This is a genomic window from Blautia liquoris (assembly GCF_015159595.1).
Classification (GTDB): Bacteria; Bacillota; Clostridia; order Lachnospirales; family Lachnospiraceae; genus Novisyntrophococcus; species Novisyntrophococcus liquoris.
The window spans coordinates 2,679,200-2,695,857 of the sequence record NZ_CP063304.1; the positions used below are offsets into that span (position 1 = coordinate 2,679,200).

The 16,658-nt window shown below is 35.4% G+C and carries 16 protein-coding genes; 1 reads left to right on the forward strand and 15 read right to left on the reverse strand.

The window, feature by feature from the left end:
* Nucleotides 1–411 precede the first annotated feature (411 nt).
* Nucleotides 412–1,455, forward strand: coding sequence for a 16S rRNA (cytosine(1402)-N(4))-methyltransferase RsmH (gene rsmH / locus INP51_RS12050; protein ID WP_193735093.1), 1,044 nt, complete (start codon nt 412–414; stop codon nt 1,453–1,455).
* Between the two features lie 10 nt (nt 1,456–1,465).
* On the opposite strand, the gene INP51_RS12055 is transcribed toward rsmH, so the two are convergent.
* From INP51_RS12055 to INP51_RS12120, 15 genes are all read right to left on the reverse strand, one after another.
* A complete protein-coding gene (locus INP51_RS12055; RefSeq protein WP_193735094.1) occupies nt 1,466–2,533 on the reverse strand; it encodes a helix-turn-helix domain-containing protein in 1,068 nt (355 codons plus the stop codon).
* 168 nt (nt 2,534–2,701) lie between these two features.
* Nucleotides 2,702–3,742 (reverse strand): LacI family DNA-binding transcriptional regulator, encoded by a 1,041-nt coding sequence (locus INP51_RS12060; RefSeq protein WP_230406787.1) that lies wholly within the window; start codon nt 3,740–3,742, stop codon nt 2,702–2,704.
* Nucleotides 3,743–3,841: 99 nt separating this feature from the next.
* Entirely contained in the window at nt 3,842–4,501 is a 660-nt protein-coding gene (gene deoC, locus INP51_RS12065; protein ID WP_193735095.1) for a deoxyribose-phosphate aldolase, read from the reverse strand.
* 11 nt (nt 4,502–4,512) lie between these two features.
* Nucleotides 4,513–5,499, reverse strand: a complete 987-nt coding sequence (locus tag INP51_RS12070; protein WP_193735096.1) for an ABC transporter permease — start codon at nt 5,497–5,499, stop codon at nt 4,513–4,515.
* On the reverse strand, nt 5,493–7,001 hold the full coding sequence (locus INP51_RS12075; RefSeq protein WP_193735097.1) for a sugar ABC transporter ATP-binding protein: 1,509 nt from the start codon (nt 6,999–7,001) through the stop codon (nt 5,493–5,495). Before INP51_RS12075 ends, INP51_RS12070 begins: the two co-directional genes overlap by 7 nt.
* 92 nt (nt 7,002–7,093) lie before the next feature.
* On the reverse strand, nt 7,094–8,158 hold the full coding sequence (locus INP51_RS12080; protein WP_193735098.1) for a substrate-binding domain-containing protein: 1,065 nt from the start codon (nt 8,156–8,158) through the stop codon (nt 7,094–7,096).
* A gap of 62 nt (nt 8,159–8,220) precedes the next feature.
* A complete protein-coding gene (locus INP51_RS12085; protein ID WP_193735099.1) occupies nt 8,221–8,664 on the reverse strand; it encodes an RbsD/FucU family protein in 444 nt (147 codons plus the stop codon).
* A gap of 13 nt (nt 8,665–8,677) precedes the next feature.
* Entirely contained in the window at nt 8,678–9,610 is a 933-nt protein-coding gene (rbsK, locus tag INP51_RS12090) for a ribokinase (protein ID WP_193735100.1), read from the reverse strand.
* Between the two features lie 440 nt (nt 9,611–10,050).
* The gene (locus INP51_RS16325; RefSeq protein WP_268885794.1) at nt 10,051–10,185 is read right to left on the reverse strand and encodes a hypothetical protein; all 135 of its coding nucleotides are present in this window, start codon (nt 10,183–10,185) and stop codon (nt 10,051–10,053) included.
* Between the two features lie 15 nt (nt 10,186–10,200).
* Nucleotides 10,201–10,638 carry a hypothetical protein gene (locus tag INP51_RS12095; RefSeq protein ID WP_230406788.1) on the reverse strand — a complete coding sequence of 146 codons (438 nt, stop codon included), beginning with the start codon at nt 10,636–10,638 and terminating at the stop codon, nt 10,201–10,203.
* 256 nt (nt 10,639–10,894) lie between these two features.
* Nucleotides 10,895–11,722 carry a carbohydrate ABC transporter permease gene (locus INP51_RS12100; RefSeq protein WP_193735101.1) on the reverse strand — a complete coding sequence of 276 codons (828 nt, stop codon included), beginning with the start codon at nt 11,720–11,722 and terminating at the stop codon, nt 10,895–10,897.
* Between the two features lie 17 nt (nt 11,723–11,739).
* On the reverse strand, nt 11,740–12,615 hold the full coding sequence (locus INP51_RS12105) for a carbohydrate ABC transporter permease (RefSeq protein ID WP_193735102.1): 876 nt from the start codon (nt 12,613–12,615) through the stop codon (nt 11,740–11,742).
* Between the two features lie 75 nt (nt 12,616–12,690).
* On the reverse strand, nt 12,691–13,962 hold the full coding sequence (locus tag INP51_RS12110) for an ABC transporter substrate-binding protein (RefSeq protein WP_193735103.1): 1,272 nt from the start codon (nt 13,960–13,962) through the stop codon (nt 12,691–12,693).
* Between the two features lie 106 nt (nt 13,963–14,068).
* Nucleotides 14,069–14,806 carry a response regulator transcription factor gene (locus INP51_RS12115; protein ID WP_193735104.1) on the reverse strand — a complete coding sequence of 246 codons (738 nt, stop codon included), beginning with the start codon at nt 14,804–14,806 and terminating at the stop codon, nt 14,069–14,071.
* 17 nt (nt 14,807–14,823) lie between these two features.
* Nucleotides 14,824–16,506, reverse strand: a complete 1,683-nt coding sequence (locus INP51_RS12120; RefSeq protein ID WP_193735105.1) for a sensor histidine kinase — start codon at nt 16,504–16,506, stop codon at nt 14,824–14,826.
* Nucleotides 16,507–16,658 lie beyond the last annotated feature (152 nt).

Sequence of the window (16,658 nt, forward strand, 5' to 3'; positions counted from 1 at the left end):
AACGATAGTTCGAAAGATATCTCCATCCTGAAAGATCGGTCTTTACCAGAATAAAATTTACTATATTTAAATAATTTTCTTACTCCAGATCCCAACCGATCAGCATACAGGTGGTGAGCATCCTTGGGAAAAACTAAGTGACCAAGAACTTTTAATGAGTGCTGGTTTGTATAATTTCGTTCCAATACTCTTAATATCAGACTCTCCAGTTATGATTGACCCGGCATTGATGTCAATCAAGTCCGCCCACATCTCATTCATTTCATTTCGGGAACACACTACTGCGGCACCAAAAGCATACCTGTGTAACCTAAGTTTTAACATTGTCTTTATACAGTTGATATGATAACATAAGGTTATTAAGAACGGCTGAAAGCAAGCGGAATATAAAGATTATGGAGGCACAAAGCAATGTCAGATCAGAAACATCAGCGACGTGTAAGATACAAAGGAACTCATCCAAAAACTTTTCAGGAAAAATATAAAGAATTACAGCCAGATAAATACGCAGAAACTGTGGAAAAGGTAATTCAAAAAGGTGGTACTCCTGCTGGTATGCATCGTCCGATCTGTGTAAAAGAGATAATGGATATCTTACACATTACTCCCGGAGAGATCGGATTAGATGCCACACTTGGATATGGTGGTCACTCTTTGGAGATGCTCAAATGTTTAGAGCATAAAGGTCATCTGTACGCCTTGGATGTAGATCCCATTGAATTACCCCGTACGAAAGAACGTTTAGAACAGAAAGGGTTTGGCCCTGAAATTTTCACAACCAAATTAATGAATTTTCGCGATATTGATCAAGTTGTTTTGGAATCCGGACCTCTCGATTTTCTTTTAGCAGATTTAGGCGTCTCTTCCATGCAAATTGATAATCCAGAACGTGGATTTTCTTTTAAGATGGAAGGACCATTGGATTTACGTTTAGATCCAACCAAAGGAATCTCTGCTGCAAAGCGTCTGGAAACAATTTCACAAAATGAATTAGAAGGTATGTTTTTAGAAAATGCAGATGAGACATATTCCGCTGAAATATCTCACGCTATTGTACGAGAATTAAAAAAAGGGAATGACATATCTACAACAACCAGATTACAAGAAGTAATTAATGATGCCCTCCAGTTCATTCCGGAGTCGGAAAGAAATGACGCAGTTAAAAAATCCTGCCAACGGTGTTTTCAGGCACTTAGAATTGATGTCAATAACGAATATGAGGCGTTATATGACTTATTGGAAAAAATCCCTTCCGCTTTAGTCTGCAGCGGAAGGGCTGCTATTCTTACCTTTCATTCTGGAGAAGACCGGCTTGTAAAAAAGTCTTTTCAGAAGTTTTACCGGGAAGGCGTCTATCGTGAAATAGCACCTGAGCCTATCCGACCATCCGCCGGGGAACGTAACTCCAACAGCCGTGCTCGTTGTGCTAAGTTACGGTGGGCCGTGAAAGCCTGAGACTAATAGATTAACATTTGTCCCTGTACCGTTCTAACAATTGTTGGAACTCAGGGGCAGAACGAAGAAAATCATATTCTGAGTTTCTTTCCATCTCAGATAACAGAGATGGTAAAACCTGTTTTCCAAAGTTCTCTTCCTTTTCCTTCTTTTCCTTTTTATCAACATGTCTATAAATTGGTGATTGCTTGATATCCCATGGGACGAGTAATGCGTCAAGTATAGCTTTTAATATTGAGATGCTGTCATGAACATCCTTTTTCGAAATTGCAACTTCCAGCGGAACCACATATGCACCGTATTCCCACATTTTAAACGTCTCTACTTCTTTTCTGGCGCATTCTGCAAGACTGTCTGCATGTTGCTCTTCCCCTTCCTTGACAGCAATTTTAGCCAGATTATCCAATAACATCTGATTATTCTGAAGATTTGTCATTAGTTTTCTTTCCAATATCCTTGCTGCCTCATCATTTTTCCCTTGTTCCATTAAAAGCCTTGCCTGAAGATCTCTTTTGTCCAAGGCATTATATTCTGGCAATGTATCTAGCATTTCTTTGGCCCTGTCGTATTCCCCGGATACTATCAGACTGGATGCCAACATATATTTTGCCCTCTGTACAAATTTTGGATTTTCACTTTTTGCTACACGTTCATATAACTGAGTAATATATCCATTGTAGGTTTCCTTTTTTTCAAAGGAGCATTCTGTCATCATCAATAATCCCTGTAACAACATTGCAATCTCATGAATCAGTTCCACACTCCCCGGATATTCACGTACTTTCTCCATGGCTAACGCATAACCTTGCTCGAAGCCCTCTTTACGAGTTACCTCCGTCACTTTGTTCATAAATAGAACGATTTCTTTTCTGGTTAGTTCTTCGCGAAAGCACATTAAGGTATTTAAATCTGTCTCCAAAAGCCTTGCTAATGGAGGCATCAAAACTACATCCGGGTATGATACTCCCTTTTCCCACTTACTTACTGCAGGTGTTGACACTCCAAGATAATTAGCTACCTGTTCCTGAGTTAGTCCAAGTTCTTTTCGTTTTTCCTTCACTACTGTATTCATTGGCATAGAAACACCCCCTATTGGTAGAATTAATAAGAATTTCATCTCTTTTATTTTACCAAATATAACTGGATTCTGCCATTGAGAGATTATTAATATATTGGGTATCTTTTTAACCACCGGTTAATTAATCTTTCGAACCATACATTATTCCTCCCTTTTATTAATATGTCTTTAAACCACGTATTTTTCGGAGCCACGAACTATAAGTTTCGTTTTTAAAAGGTTCGTCTTTTTTACAATTCTTTCATTTTTCATTTTGTTTTCCATAAGAAAGTTGTATTCTAAAAGCTCAAGAGCGGCACAACCCATTTCATATATTGGTCTATCTACAACGGTCAAACAAATATCCGAATATTGAAGCTCCCTGATCTCATCAAAACAAACCAACGAGATATCCCGACCAATTTTCAGATTGTTTTTTTTCAAATATTTTAAACAGCCTAGAGTTGTAAGATTACTGGATGTAAAAATTGCTGTTGGGCGATCATCTATTTCCATTAATCTCTTGCATGCATCATAAGATTCTGCCTCTTTAAACATTCCATTGACAATATATTCAGTCCGCTGTTTAATATCAGCATCTTTCAACGCCTTTTTGTAACCTCTGAAACGTTCCCTTCCTGGTCTTGTATCTAGCTCACCTGTAATAATTGCAATTTTTTTGTGCCCGGCTCGTATCAGACACTGCACTCCCTCACAAGCTCCCTCATAATCTGTTGAAAAGACTCCATCAAAATCAGACTGACAAATATCTCTATCTAATAATACGACTGGAATTTGATTTTTCTGAATTTTTTCTAGTCTCTCCGCTGTTCCTTTATCTTTGTCACTAATTGGAATAATAACAATTCCCTTGATCATTTCTTTTTTTATTTCATCAAGAATACGGTGTTCTGTTAATAAATCATCATTTGTTCCATACATAAATACGTTGTAACCATATTGATTCGCTGTGTCCAACAGACCATGAAATATCTTACTAAAAAATGGATTCTCAATATCCGGAGCCAAAAATGCAATATTTTGAGAATCTCCAACGCTCAGATTTCTTGCAAGAGAATTTGGGACATATTTTTTTTCTTCAATAATTTTTAAAACTTTCTTTCTCGTCTCATCCTTAACGTTCTTATTCCCATTAACGACTCGTGAAACAGTTGCCGGAGATACCCCTGCCTCCATTGCAATATCATATATATTCATTTTTTGTTTCATCCTTTTACTGTAATCTTTCATTACTTATTACCGTATCATTTTCAAAACTTTTAGTCAATAAGTCTTTCTGCTATTATATTATATTGGATGAAAACAAAATTATATAGCTTTGGAACCGGCTATAATTGCTCCTGCATTGCTTGTTCCAATACGAGTTGCCCCCGCATCAATCATAGCTTTTGCAGTCTTATAATCATGTATGCCACCAGATGCTTTAACCCCCATATCAGCTCCCACTGTTTGACGCATAAGTCTAATATCTTCTATCTTAGCTCCTGACACCGAAAAGCCCGTAGAAGTTTTTACAAAATCAGCTCCTGCTTCTTTTGCAGCCAGACATGCTTTTTCTTTCTCTTCATCTGTAAGTAGACAAGTCTCAATAATAACCTTTACAATTTTATCTTCAGACACGGATACAACTTCAGCAATATCTCGTTTGACACATTCCCACTTACCAGCTTTTACCATTCCTATATTTATAACCATATCTACTTCATCTGCACCATTTTTTATACTATTGATGGTTTCAGCTTTTTTTGTTTCTGTACTGCATGCTCCTAATGGGAAACCAACTACGCAGCAAGTCTTCACATCTGATTCTGCAAGATTTTCAGAAACTAAAGGTACATAACATGAATTAACACACACAGAGGCACATCCGTATTTCCTGGCTTCTTTACATATTTCAACAATTTGATTCGGTGTCGCATCTGCTTTTAATAAAGTGCTGTCTAGGTATTTCGAAATATTTTTTTTCATTTTTTCTCCTTTTAGGCTTTTTTCCTATTCTTGAGCATGTCCATTGTCACTGCAAAAATTATTAAAATTCCGCTTGTTATTTCAAGAACATGCGTGTTCAATCCAAACTGTACTCCCGCATTGTTAATAAGCACCATAAGAATCGTTCCGAGAAGGGTTCCGGTAATGGTTCCTTTTCCTCCGGCCAATGATGCACCTCCTATGACAGCTGCCGCAATGGCATTCATATCATAGCCTTCCCCTCCAGTTGGCAAAGCACTTTGTACACGGGCTGCAAGCATAATGCCTGCTATTCCATATAAAAGACCTGCTGAGGCATAAGTCGCGTAGAACATTTTTCTGACTTTAATACCACTTAACCTTGCAACTTCAACCCCACTGCCTACTACATAGAGGTTTCTCCCCAAAATTGTGTACTTAAGAATGAACCATATAGAAATCGCAACAACAAACCATATGATAGCCAATACAGGGAGCACTCCGAAAATATTGGTATTTCCCATATTCAGAATGTGTTTATTGATTCCTGTAACAGTTAGTGCCTTACTAATTATTTTCACAAATCCACGAACAATTGTCTGCATACCAAGTGTTGCAATCATAGGAGGGACTTTCAAATCATAAATAATTACACCATTTAAAAAGCCCATTACTATTCCAATTACAAGGGCAATAATTAGCGTTACTACTAAATTCATGCTTGTATCTCTCTGTAACAGAGCCAGCACCATACAAGAAAGGCCTGTAATAGCGCCGCCACTTATATCAATACCACCGGTTATGATTACCAATGTCTGTGCAGCCGCCATGACGCCAATAATTGCACACTGTTTCATTAGATTTGTAACGTTGTAGAGTGTTAAAAAATTATCTGTAAAAATAGAAGATGCTACAAATAATATAACAATAATCAGGCCTAATGTAAATTCCGTCTGTTGAAGTGCATTTCCCGCAATTTTTATTTTCCTTGTTCTTTTCACGTTGATCCTCCCTAGCATTCATCAGATGCCTTTTTCAATACATCTTCCTCGCTTATTTTCTTTGTATCATTAAGATTAAACTCAGCTTTAATAGTGCCTTGCGCCATCACAAACAATCGATCTGACAATCCCATCACTTCCGGAAGATAGGAAGAAATAAGAATAATACCCTTTCCGTTTGCAATTAGTTTCTCCATAATCTTATAAATTTCTTCTTTAGCGCCCACATCAACTCCTACTGTAGGTTCATCGAAGATCAATATATCTGGATCTCTACAGAGAAGTTTTGCAATGACAACTTTTTGTTGATTCCCACCTGATAAGTTTCCCGCTAATTGCATGATACTAGGAGTTTTAACATTAACATCACTGGAATATTTTTTTGCCCTTTCTGATTCTTTCTTTAAGGAAATAATACCACTTTTACTAATTCTATTATATGAGTTCATGTTAACATTAATTTTTATTGGAAGGATTAGTGCTAATCCGTCCATACGTCGATCTTCTGTAAGGAAACCAATACCATGTTCCAGAGCTGATGACGGATTTTTAATTCTAACTTTTTCTCCTCTAATATATGTATCACCAGTTAATCGTTTCTCGACGCCACACAATGCTCTCATAATCTCGCTTCGCCCAGATCCAACTAGTCCTGCAAATCCTATAATTTCACCAGCATGAAGGGAAAAATTAATGTTTTTAAAGTTGAAACTGTCGCTAAAATTTTCAATTCTAAGAAGCTCATCTCCAGATTTCCTTTTCTTAATATTATATATATCCGATAATTCTCTTCCGACCATCATCTTAATTAATGAGTCTTTCGTTACATTTTCAATCGCTTTTGTGTCAATATACGTACCATCTTTTAAAATTGTAACCGTATCACAAACATCCATAATTTCTTCCAGACGATGTGATATGTAAATAACGCTAACACCTTTACGTTTTAGTTCTTTGATAAATTTATAAAGTGTCTCAACTTTTTCGTTCTCCAATAGAGCCGTGGGCTCGTCAAAAATCACAATCTTCAGATCATCGCTTACGGAGATCTTACTTATTGTAACCATTGCCTGCATCGCTATAGGAAGGCTTGAAATTTTCTGCCTTGGATTAACATTCATATCAAATTGGTCAATAATCTTCTGACTATCTCTATACATTTTCTTCCAGTCGATTCTACCAGATCTTCCCTTTGGCTGACGTCCAAGATAATAATTTTCCGCGATACTAAGTTCAGGTGAGATATTAACATTTTGGTAATTTGCATATACACCATGGCTTTGAGCCTTCATCGCACTCGTATTTTCAACCCATTCGCCGTTATAATTCATCAATATTCTGCCCTTGTCCGGTCGCTCGACGCCCATGACGCACTTAATAAGTGTAGATTTTCCTGCACCATTTTCTCCACAGAGCCCTCTAACCTCACCTGCATTTACCTCAAAACTCACATTACTCAGAGCCGTTACACCAGGATAAAATTTACTGATATTTTCAATTTTTAAAATTGTGTCCTGCATGATTGTTTTCCTCTTCTTTCGTAAAGGGCACAAATCTATGCCCTTTACATCAAATCTTCGTTAATTATTTGTAAAAACAAGTTATTAAGTAACTATTTTTTGAGTCTCGTTGGGTCTAAAAGATCCTGCATCTCTTTCTCATCCATATTATCTTTTGTAATAACAACGGGTGGACAATTCACCTGTTTCTCGGATTCTGGATTTTTTCCACTTATTAAAGTCTGAAGTGCATTCTCCATACATTTATATCCTTGAGTATAAGCATCCTGAACAATGATTGCATCGAGTACACCATTTTTAAGCGCCTGAATCTCTATATCATCAGAGTCAACTGCTACATTAACGAATTTCTCTCCGACATTTGCTGATGCAACTGCATTGCAAACTCCATCGCCTGTAATATTATTACCTGAATACATACCAATAAGTTTCTCTCCATATGTAGAGATTATATTTTCTGCATTTTCCTGAGCTGTCTCAACAACATTGCCATTATAATATGTATCTGTCAATTCAAGTTCTGGTGCAATTTCACCTATCTTTGTTCTAAATGAATCTACTCTATGATTCAATGCTTCATTTTCCACGTTTGTGTTCATCCCAAGAATACCTTCTTTAATACCTTTAGTATCCATAGCATCTTTAAATGCCTGCGCGGCCATCTCTCCGATCGTATCATTAGAGCAATAATAAAACTCATTATAATTTTCCTCATTTGCCCCATCGTCCCCAGTACCGATACCGCAATTAACAAAATTAAGAATAATTCCGGCATTTGTAGCTTCCTGAGCTTTAGGTACTGTGGCATCAATTGCCAGAGTAGCTGTAACAATTGCATCTGGTTTTTTTCCAATGCACTCTTCAAAAGTAGTCACATAATCCTCTGTCTGACTCTCCTCCGCAGGCCCGACCACATCATAATCCACCTTGATTCCTTCATTTTTCTCGATATCCTTCATGGCATTTTCGATGCCGATTCCAACATATGTCCAAAACTGGGAAGCTGTTGATGGCGTAAGATAAATCACATGATACTCTTTTCCCTTATCTACCGATTCGGCACTTTTTGATGAAGTTCCTGCTTTTTTTCCGCATGCTGGCAATGAAAAGATCAAACTACTTGCTAATAATATCGATAATAATTTTCTTAATTTCATATTTTTAATCTCCCTCGTATTTATATATTTGAAATTTTACTACACCCAATGTAACAGTAATCTTACATAACGCCCTTTTGTAATATAAAGCATCCGTAAGGCCGAGTCTCACTTGTACACACAGTCAAAACCGCTTTACCCGCCTTTTTATAAAACTTTGATCGTTCAAGAGGCCCTGCACAATCCTCTTTATAGCCATTTTTTACTGCAGCCGCAATAGCTTCGTTCCACGTATCACAATTTTCCATAATAATTCCTGAGCTTTCATCTGGAACCATGTATTCCAATGGGGTTTCACAGTATTCTACATCAAGTGGCATGAGCTTTAAAATTGCATCAATCATGTCTGGTGCTGTATTTCCTTTCGCTTGAACGCTCACAGCATTCGGAGATTTTGAATAGGGTGGATAAAAATGATCTGCAACTACCAAAATATCTCCATGTCCCATATCCGCCAAAGCCTTTAACAAATCCGATCCGATAATCTCCGGTATCCCTTTTAACATTTTGCTTCCTCCTTTAATTTACCTGTTCAGCAGTTGATAAAAAAGTCTCTATTTCTTTGCGAGATGGCATTGATGGCGTTGTCCCCATCTTTTGTACTGATAGTGCTGCAAGCGCATTGGCAAACCTTGCTGCTTCCAATAAGTTTTTTCCTTCCGCAAGGCTTGTAATAAGTCCACCGTTAAAAGCATCTCCAGCACCTGTAGTATCAACAACATTAACTTTGTATGCCGGAATAATTTCTTCTCTTCCATGTGTCGAGACAAATACACCGCGATCTCCCAAAGTTATCACTATATCTATCACCCCCTTGTTTCTGAAAAATTTTGCTGCTCGTTTTGCAGAATCAAAATTCGTTACCTTTATCCCTGTGACTGCTTCTGCTTCCACCTCATTTGGCGTTACCATATAACATTTCGACAGAAAATCATCTGTAACAGGAACATATGGTGCTGTATTTAAAACAACCTTACAATTATATTTATTTGCAAGCTCAGCCACCATTTCATTAGCATCCTGATTCACTTCCAACTGAAGAAGAACATATTCGCTTCTACTAATAATACTTTCAACGCTCGCAACCTCTTCCGCTGTGATAGTATTACAGGCACCTGGAACAATAATAATCTCATTCTGGCTAGTACTTTCATCAACAGTAATTAATGCAATTCCTGTCTCCGTAGAATTGTTGACAAAAATGTAGTCTTGTGACATGTCCAACTCTTTCATCGTATCTAATAAAACGTTTGCAAAACTGTCGTTACCCACTTTGGTAATCATTGTAACATCCGCTCCTGCTTTTTTTGCAGCTACGCATTGATTAAATCCCTTCCCGCCTGGTCCCATTTTAAACATAGAACCCTTTACAGTTTCACCCGGTACTGGAAGATGTGGACTTCTTGCCATTAAATCAACTACAAAGCTACCAAACACTGCCACTTTATCCATTCTGACATTCCTCCCTTTAACATTATATAAATGACAATAATTTATGAAATCGGTTTCTATATCTTTATTCGATCTTAGTCTCTTCACAAGAATAAGTCAATAATAAAACGTATTTTTATATCATTTTCGTTGTATTCAACTGTTATTCGTTATAATATTTGTGCATAATTTCCAATTATTTTTTACTATTCATTATGAAAGCGCTTTCATATTTTCGATAAAACAATTGCATCCTACTTAAATCAAAGTTTCATCCGCAGTTATTCATAACACTTTGCTTCGCCTTTTTAAAGACAGCTTTGGAATTAATTTTGTTGACTATTTGAATGGATTTCACATTGAAAAAGCTAACAAGGACCGCACCAGAGATGTAATTCTCTAGTACGGTCCTTATCATTACGAACTTTTCCATATGCTTTTTTTGAAATCAGATAATTTTATCATTCAACTATTTCAAAAGGACCCTTATAGGCGGTTCCTTCAAAATGGAATACGGATACCTTGATCACATCCTCCATGGGACTTGTCAGCCGGATGGTAATCATCCCCAGATCTCCTCTCAAATCAAAATTCAATTATCTATTATCCTATCATAAATTAGATTTTGCATATTTGATCCCAGATCCTATGCCCATTCCAACAATGGAAACAATTATGCCAACTAAAATCATCTCGAACTGCGGTGCATTGATTTTTTTAAAAGTAATCATGTTGGCGGTGCTAAAGGTTGCGTACTCAGCAAGCATATACATAATACCAAATACAACAGAAAAAATCCATTTCCTTTTTCCCATATAATTGTTCTTTCCGATTATCAAAGAGATCACAAAAGTTGTAACAGGCAGAATTCCCCACATAACCATAATGCTATACCCCATTGCATCAGACTCATTAATGAAAAACCAGAATGCAATGATTGAAACAGCCCAAATCCCAAGATAAACTATAATTAAAAGAAGCATAGACAATTTGTTTTTACTCTTTACCGTATTTGTGCTTTCTTCAGGACAATTCAAATTATTTGGCATAAGTTGTACCCCCACAGATGATTAAGCTAAATGGAATTTTTGAATTTCAATTATAAATCTTCGTAACATCACATCACTATCGACTATACCTTTATAGAAAATCTCTCTTATAGCTTTCAGTATATCATTTAGCTTTTATAAAGAAAAGGCAGTAATGATTAATTTAATAGCCATTGTAGAACATGATTGACCCTCCGACTACACTGGGCTCTCATAAGGTCCGTCCCGCTTAACTCTGCTCTCGTCCATGCGGCATTTATCCTTTCACCGCACCTGCAGTTAGTCCTGCCTGGATTTTTTTTGACATAAATATATAAATTAATATAATTGGAAGTGACGCCATCGTAAGTGCTGCAGTCAACGCAGCATAATCAGTCTGATATGTTCCCTTAAGGGTCATTAAACCAAGTGGAATGGTTTGTTTTTCTGCATCATTAATAAATATCAACGCGAAGCTAAACTCATTCCAAACGCTTACCAGTGTTAAAATCAATACAGTCACGAGTGCAGGTTTTGCTAATGGAGCAAAAATATACCGAAACATTTGATTAGTGTTACATCCATCTATCGTAGCAGCTTCTTGTAACTCATTTGGTAATTGTTGGAAATGCCCATATGTCAAAAAGACAGCCATTGGCAAATTGAAAGCAATATACGGAATTATTAGTGACCATAGGCTGTTTACTAAGCCCACTTTATTTGCTGTACTAAAAAGTGGAATTAGCACGCAATGAATTGGAATCATATTTCCTGCGAAAAACAAAAATACGATAGTTGATGCCCCTTTAAAGGGAAAACGTGCTGCCATAAAGGAAAACATCGTACTAAATAAGAGTACAAAAAACAAAGTTATTGCTGACACAAAGATGCTATTAACCAAAAAGTTTTGGACACCTTTATCCCATGCTTTTAGATAGTTTTCAAAATGCCACACTTTTGGCATTCCCCATGGGTCAGTTAAGTAAGAAATATTATCTTTAAACGAAGAAAAAACCATCCATACAATTGGCAAAATAATTAGTAATGCATATATAAGTAGTAATGTGTGTATTAAGATCCATCCTGTTTTTTTAATTGAATTCATGTTCTCTACCTCTAAGTTTAATAGACACTTTCTTTCTTCATTAATCGGTTAATGATAACTATAAATATTGTCCCTAATAAGAACAGGAACATAGAAATTGCACTTCCATAACCAAAACGCATAGAATCAAATGCTTCGCGAACGATAACCGTTGCCAAAACATCTGTTGAATGATTTGGCCCACCTTTTGTCATTATATAAATCAAATCAAAATATCTAAGCGAATTCACAACCACTAACATTGTAGTCAGCTGAATAGTTGGCCAAATTAATGGAAGCTGTATTTTGAAAAATTTTGTTACAGGCGGAACACCATCTAACTCTGAATATTCCAAAATATCAGAGGGAATGGACTCTAAAGCACCATAATAGATCAAGACGTAATTCCCTACATAAAACCACAGCATAACGAATATAACTGCATACAATGCTGTTTGTGGCTCACCTAGCCAGGCATGTTGAAACCGTTCTAACCCTAACTTTTCCAATAACAAGTTCACTAGTCCCAAATTAGGTTCATATATTTGTGTCCACAAAATTCCTACTATAGAAGATGACAAAATTACAGGTAGAAAATAAACAGATTGAAACAATCCTTTGAATTTTGTTTTTTTACCTGTAACTAACAATGCTATAACCATTCCTATTGGTAATTGAAAAAATGTTGAAGCAAAAGTTAATTTTAAGGTATTGATTAATGCTCCACTAATTTGCTTATCTTTTATTAGCTCTTTAAAATTTCCAAGTCCAATAAAAATTTTAGTATTTATACCATTCCATTCAAAAAAGCTATTATATAGTGACATTCCTACTGGAATTATAACAAGCCCTATAAAAAAAGCCATAGCTGGCAACATATAGAAGAGCCTTATGCGCATCTTAACATTTTTCATCTTTAATTCTCCTATCCTAAGAGAGCCCTTTTATATCCGATTCTATGGATAGAAAAAGGCTCTCTTTTTCTGGTACTATTTAATTGCTTGTAGTTGTTCTTCTACATCCGCATCCGGTGAAGCAATAATTTCCGTCATTGCATTTAAAAGTCTTTCTGCTTGTTCGGGATTTAAAGCTTGATCTGTATAGGGGAAAAAACCTGATGCTCTCTTATTAAAATACTCAGTCAGATCATATGCTAAGGGAATCATTTTATCTTTATCGACATCAACTTTCATACAACTTAAGCTTCCGGTTTCCTCTACCTTTTTTGTTTCTGTTTCCACAGACATAATCTCCTTGATAAGGTCATACGCTTCTTCTTTTTTATCACTAGAGGCACCAACTGCCATGCAGTTAGCAATACCACCATACACAGCGTCCTCATCAGTCTCTGCCGCTGGAAATGGTGCAAATTCAATGTTTTCTAGTGCATGATCTTCTGAAGCAAATGTTCCAATGTCCCATGTCCCACCGATAAAAATGGCGGCCTGACCCGCCGTAAACTGAGCTGGTGCAGCTGTAGAATCGATTGCCATACTACCATTAATAAAATACTTCTGGCTTATTTCATTTAATTTTTTTCCTGCCCTAACAAATTCGGGATTTGCAAATGATGTATCACTCTTACCATTCGTTACATCTGTATACAACTCTACTCCTCCATATCTTACTGCCAAATAAGAAAACCACCCTAATAAAGGCCATCTGTCTTTTGAACCACATATGATTGGAGTAATTCCCGCATCATTAAGCTTATCACAAGCCTCTTCAAGTTCTTCAATTGTTGAAGGGACTTCACTTATACCTGCTTTTTCAAATAGCGTTTTATTAAAAAACATGATTTGTCCGGTAACCGATGTAGGAATTCCGTATACCTTATCACGAACCGTAACTTCATCAAAAGCGCCATCTATAAACTGTTGTTTGTACTCAGTATCTGCATTTACCAAATCTGATAAATCCATAACATTTCCTGACTCTACTATTGTTTGAAATTGTTCACCAGTCCAATAGTTAAAAACATCGGGTAATGTATTAGATGCTACACTCGTCTTAATCTTTGTTTTATAGGATTCCCCTTCCATTGTAGTTGTTTTTACAGTGTTTCCAGACTTCTTTTCGTATCTTTTTATCGCTTCCTCTGTAATTTTTCTTTCAACCTCATTACTTGCATTATAAAAATAAGTAATTTCCTTACCTTTTGCTGTTGCATCATCCTTATCATTTTTCTGACATCCACCACATAACATTAAAAAAATGAAGATAGCACATAAGACAGAAACAACATATTTCTTACTTCTCATAATCTTCTCCCTTCTAATAAATAAAATTATTATTTTATGTGGTTTCATCATATCACTTTAAATATTATTTTATAATGCATTTTATTTCTACAAAATACCAAAATATTTATATTTTTTTATGTAATAGATTCCGATATTTAGCTGGTGTTATCCCAGTACTTTTAGAGAATCTTTCTATAAAATATTTTGGAGTATTATATCCTAGTTTTTCAGATATCTCATTAATTGTACTATCTGTCTTTAACAAAAGTTTTTTTGCTTCTTTCAGTTTAATATCATTAATATAATTAGTAATATTTTCTCCAGTTTCTTGTTTAAAAGTTGCGCTCAAATAAGATTTACTGACATGTAAGTCTTCCGCTACATCGACTAAGGATATTGATATATATTTATTTTGTTGAATATATAATTTTGCGTCTGAAATTATTGTCTTTATATTATATTTTTCAGCTGCATCGTCTGACGCATTAGAAGGCCTCACCCTAACCTCATAACTGTCTTGCATAATTTTATTAACTAGATGCAAAATCCGATCCACGCCTATCGGTTTAACTAAATAATCAACGATTCCAAACGGAAGTAGTGTCCTTGCATATTCAAAATCTTCATAAGCAGAAATAACTATTATTTTTAATGTTTCGTTGCTCTCTCGTATGCCCTTCACTAATTCAATTCCATCAATTCCCGGCATTCGTATATCAGTTATCAATAAATCAAATTTCCATTCCCAAAATATTCTTAAGCATTCTGGTCCACTAGTAGCTGTCCTTATTTCTATTCCATCATCAAATGCATCATCCATTATTTGTTTAAGATTTTGAACGATTCTCACTTCATCATCCACTATTAAAATTCGATACCTCATTGTTCATCCCCACGTGTCTTTATATCATCATAATTAGATATAAGAATTGTTACTTCGGTATACTTCTTATTTTCAGAGTTGATTTCCATACTCGCCCCACTCCCATAATAGTTATGTAGACGATCATAAACATTTTTCAATCCAAGACTAGTTGTACCATTATCTTGTTCTTTGCTCTTTTGATGGTCTATCAGCTTTTGAAGTTCATCGCTCTGCATCCCGTTTCCGCTATCATAAACATTAATCAATAATGTTTTTTCATAAGCTGATATGCTCACTCGGATTTCAGTGCTAGTGTTACTCGGCTCCACTCCATGCTTAACTGCATTTTCAACAATGGGCTGAATCAACAATTTTGGAATTTTTACAGATTCTGTTCCTTTTTCAACAAAAATATTCCATATAAGTTTATCCCCAAAACGATATTTTTCAATCTGTAAATATTTTGTAAGTAATTCTACCTCATCCTTTAAAAAAACAATATCGTCAGCTTTCAATGTATATTTAAATAATTGTGATAATGAAAAAACTACTTCTGCACTCTCCTTTTCCTTTCGTGCTTCCAAAGATAAATAAACTGATTCCAAAGTATTATATAAAAAATGCGGATTAATTTGTGTCTGCAACATTTTCAACTGTGACTTCAAAACCTGAATATCTCTTTCATAAATATCATTTATTAACGTTTGATTTTTTAATACCACTTCATTATAGTATTGATTAAACTGGTCAGCTTCATAGTTTACATAATGTTTATCGTTAATTTTTAGATGACCCTTCGAAGCTTTCATAACCTTAATTAAATCTTTAAATGGATGTGCTATGTAATATGATATTAAATAAGATGTAATCAAAAATAAAAATGATATTAACAATATTCCCTGAAGCATAACCTTCTGCACATCTCTAACCCCTTCGTATAACACTTCTTTAGGAATCCTATATGAAATATTAAATCCTAGATTTGTCAGTTTTTTATGAAATGTGATTCCGCCTTCTAACTCTGTTTCGCTCATTTCACTTTGCTTCACTGCAATATCACCATACTCATTTGACAGCACTACTTTTGCACCTTTCATAGAGGCAAAATCATTCTTGATAAAATCCATAATATCCACATTCACATACGCAATAATGTATCCACCCGGACGATAATCTTTATTTGACAAAAGTACCTTCTTTGCCAAAACAAGTACATCTCTTTGAGAATCATAATTTAACCAGGCTGTATTTCCGTTAAGATTTTCTACTTTTTCTATTTTATCTCCTAGAACGTTTAAAATATCTTTCCCATTTCTCGGATACAAACACTTATCTTTTGAATATACATTTATCTCCACAAAGGAATTATAACTATTAAAAGCGATCGTTTTCATGATTTCACCACGTAAATAGTTGTAATCAGCATTCGTAATATCATCATCCGCAATAATGTCTTTAAATCTATCACCCTCGACAAGTTTAGCCAGATCATTGTTAACACTATGGCATATTAAAGTTAAACTTCTTTCAATCTGGTTCGCATAGATTTCAAAACTTCTTTTTTCTTTTTCATATGCAGTAGCTGATATTTGCTTATACAAAATAAAATATTGACTTAAAATCAGCATTATCAAAATTAATAATGCCTGAAGAGTAAGACTGGTTCTTGTTTTTATGGTAATAGTATTTTTTTTCATTTTCTTCTGTTTAAAATTCCTTTATCGTCTACTTTTATATGATTCTCTTTTATTTTGCAATTTAAACAAAAAAATAATTACTCATTTGTTCCTTTTCGACAATATTACCGCTACAATTGTTGAATGTCAAGTAAAGTCGATCCACCATGGTG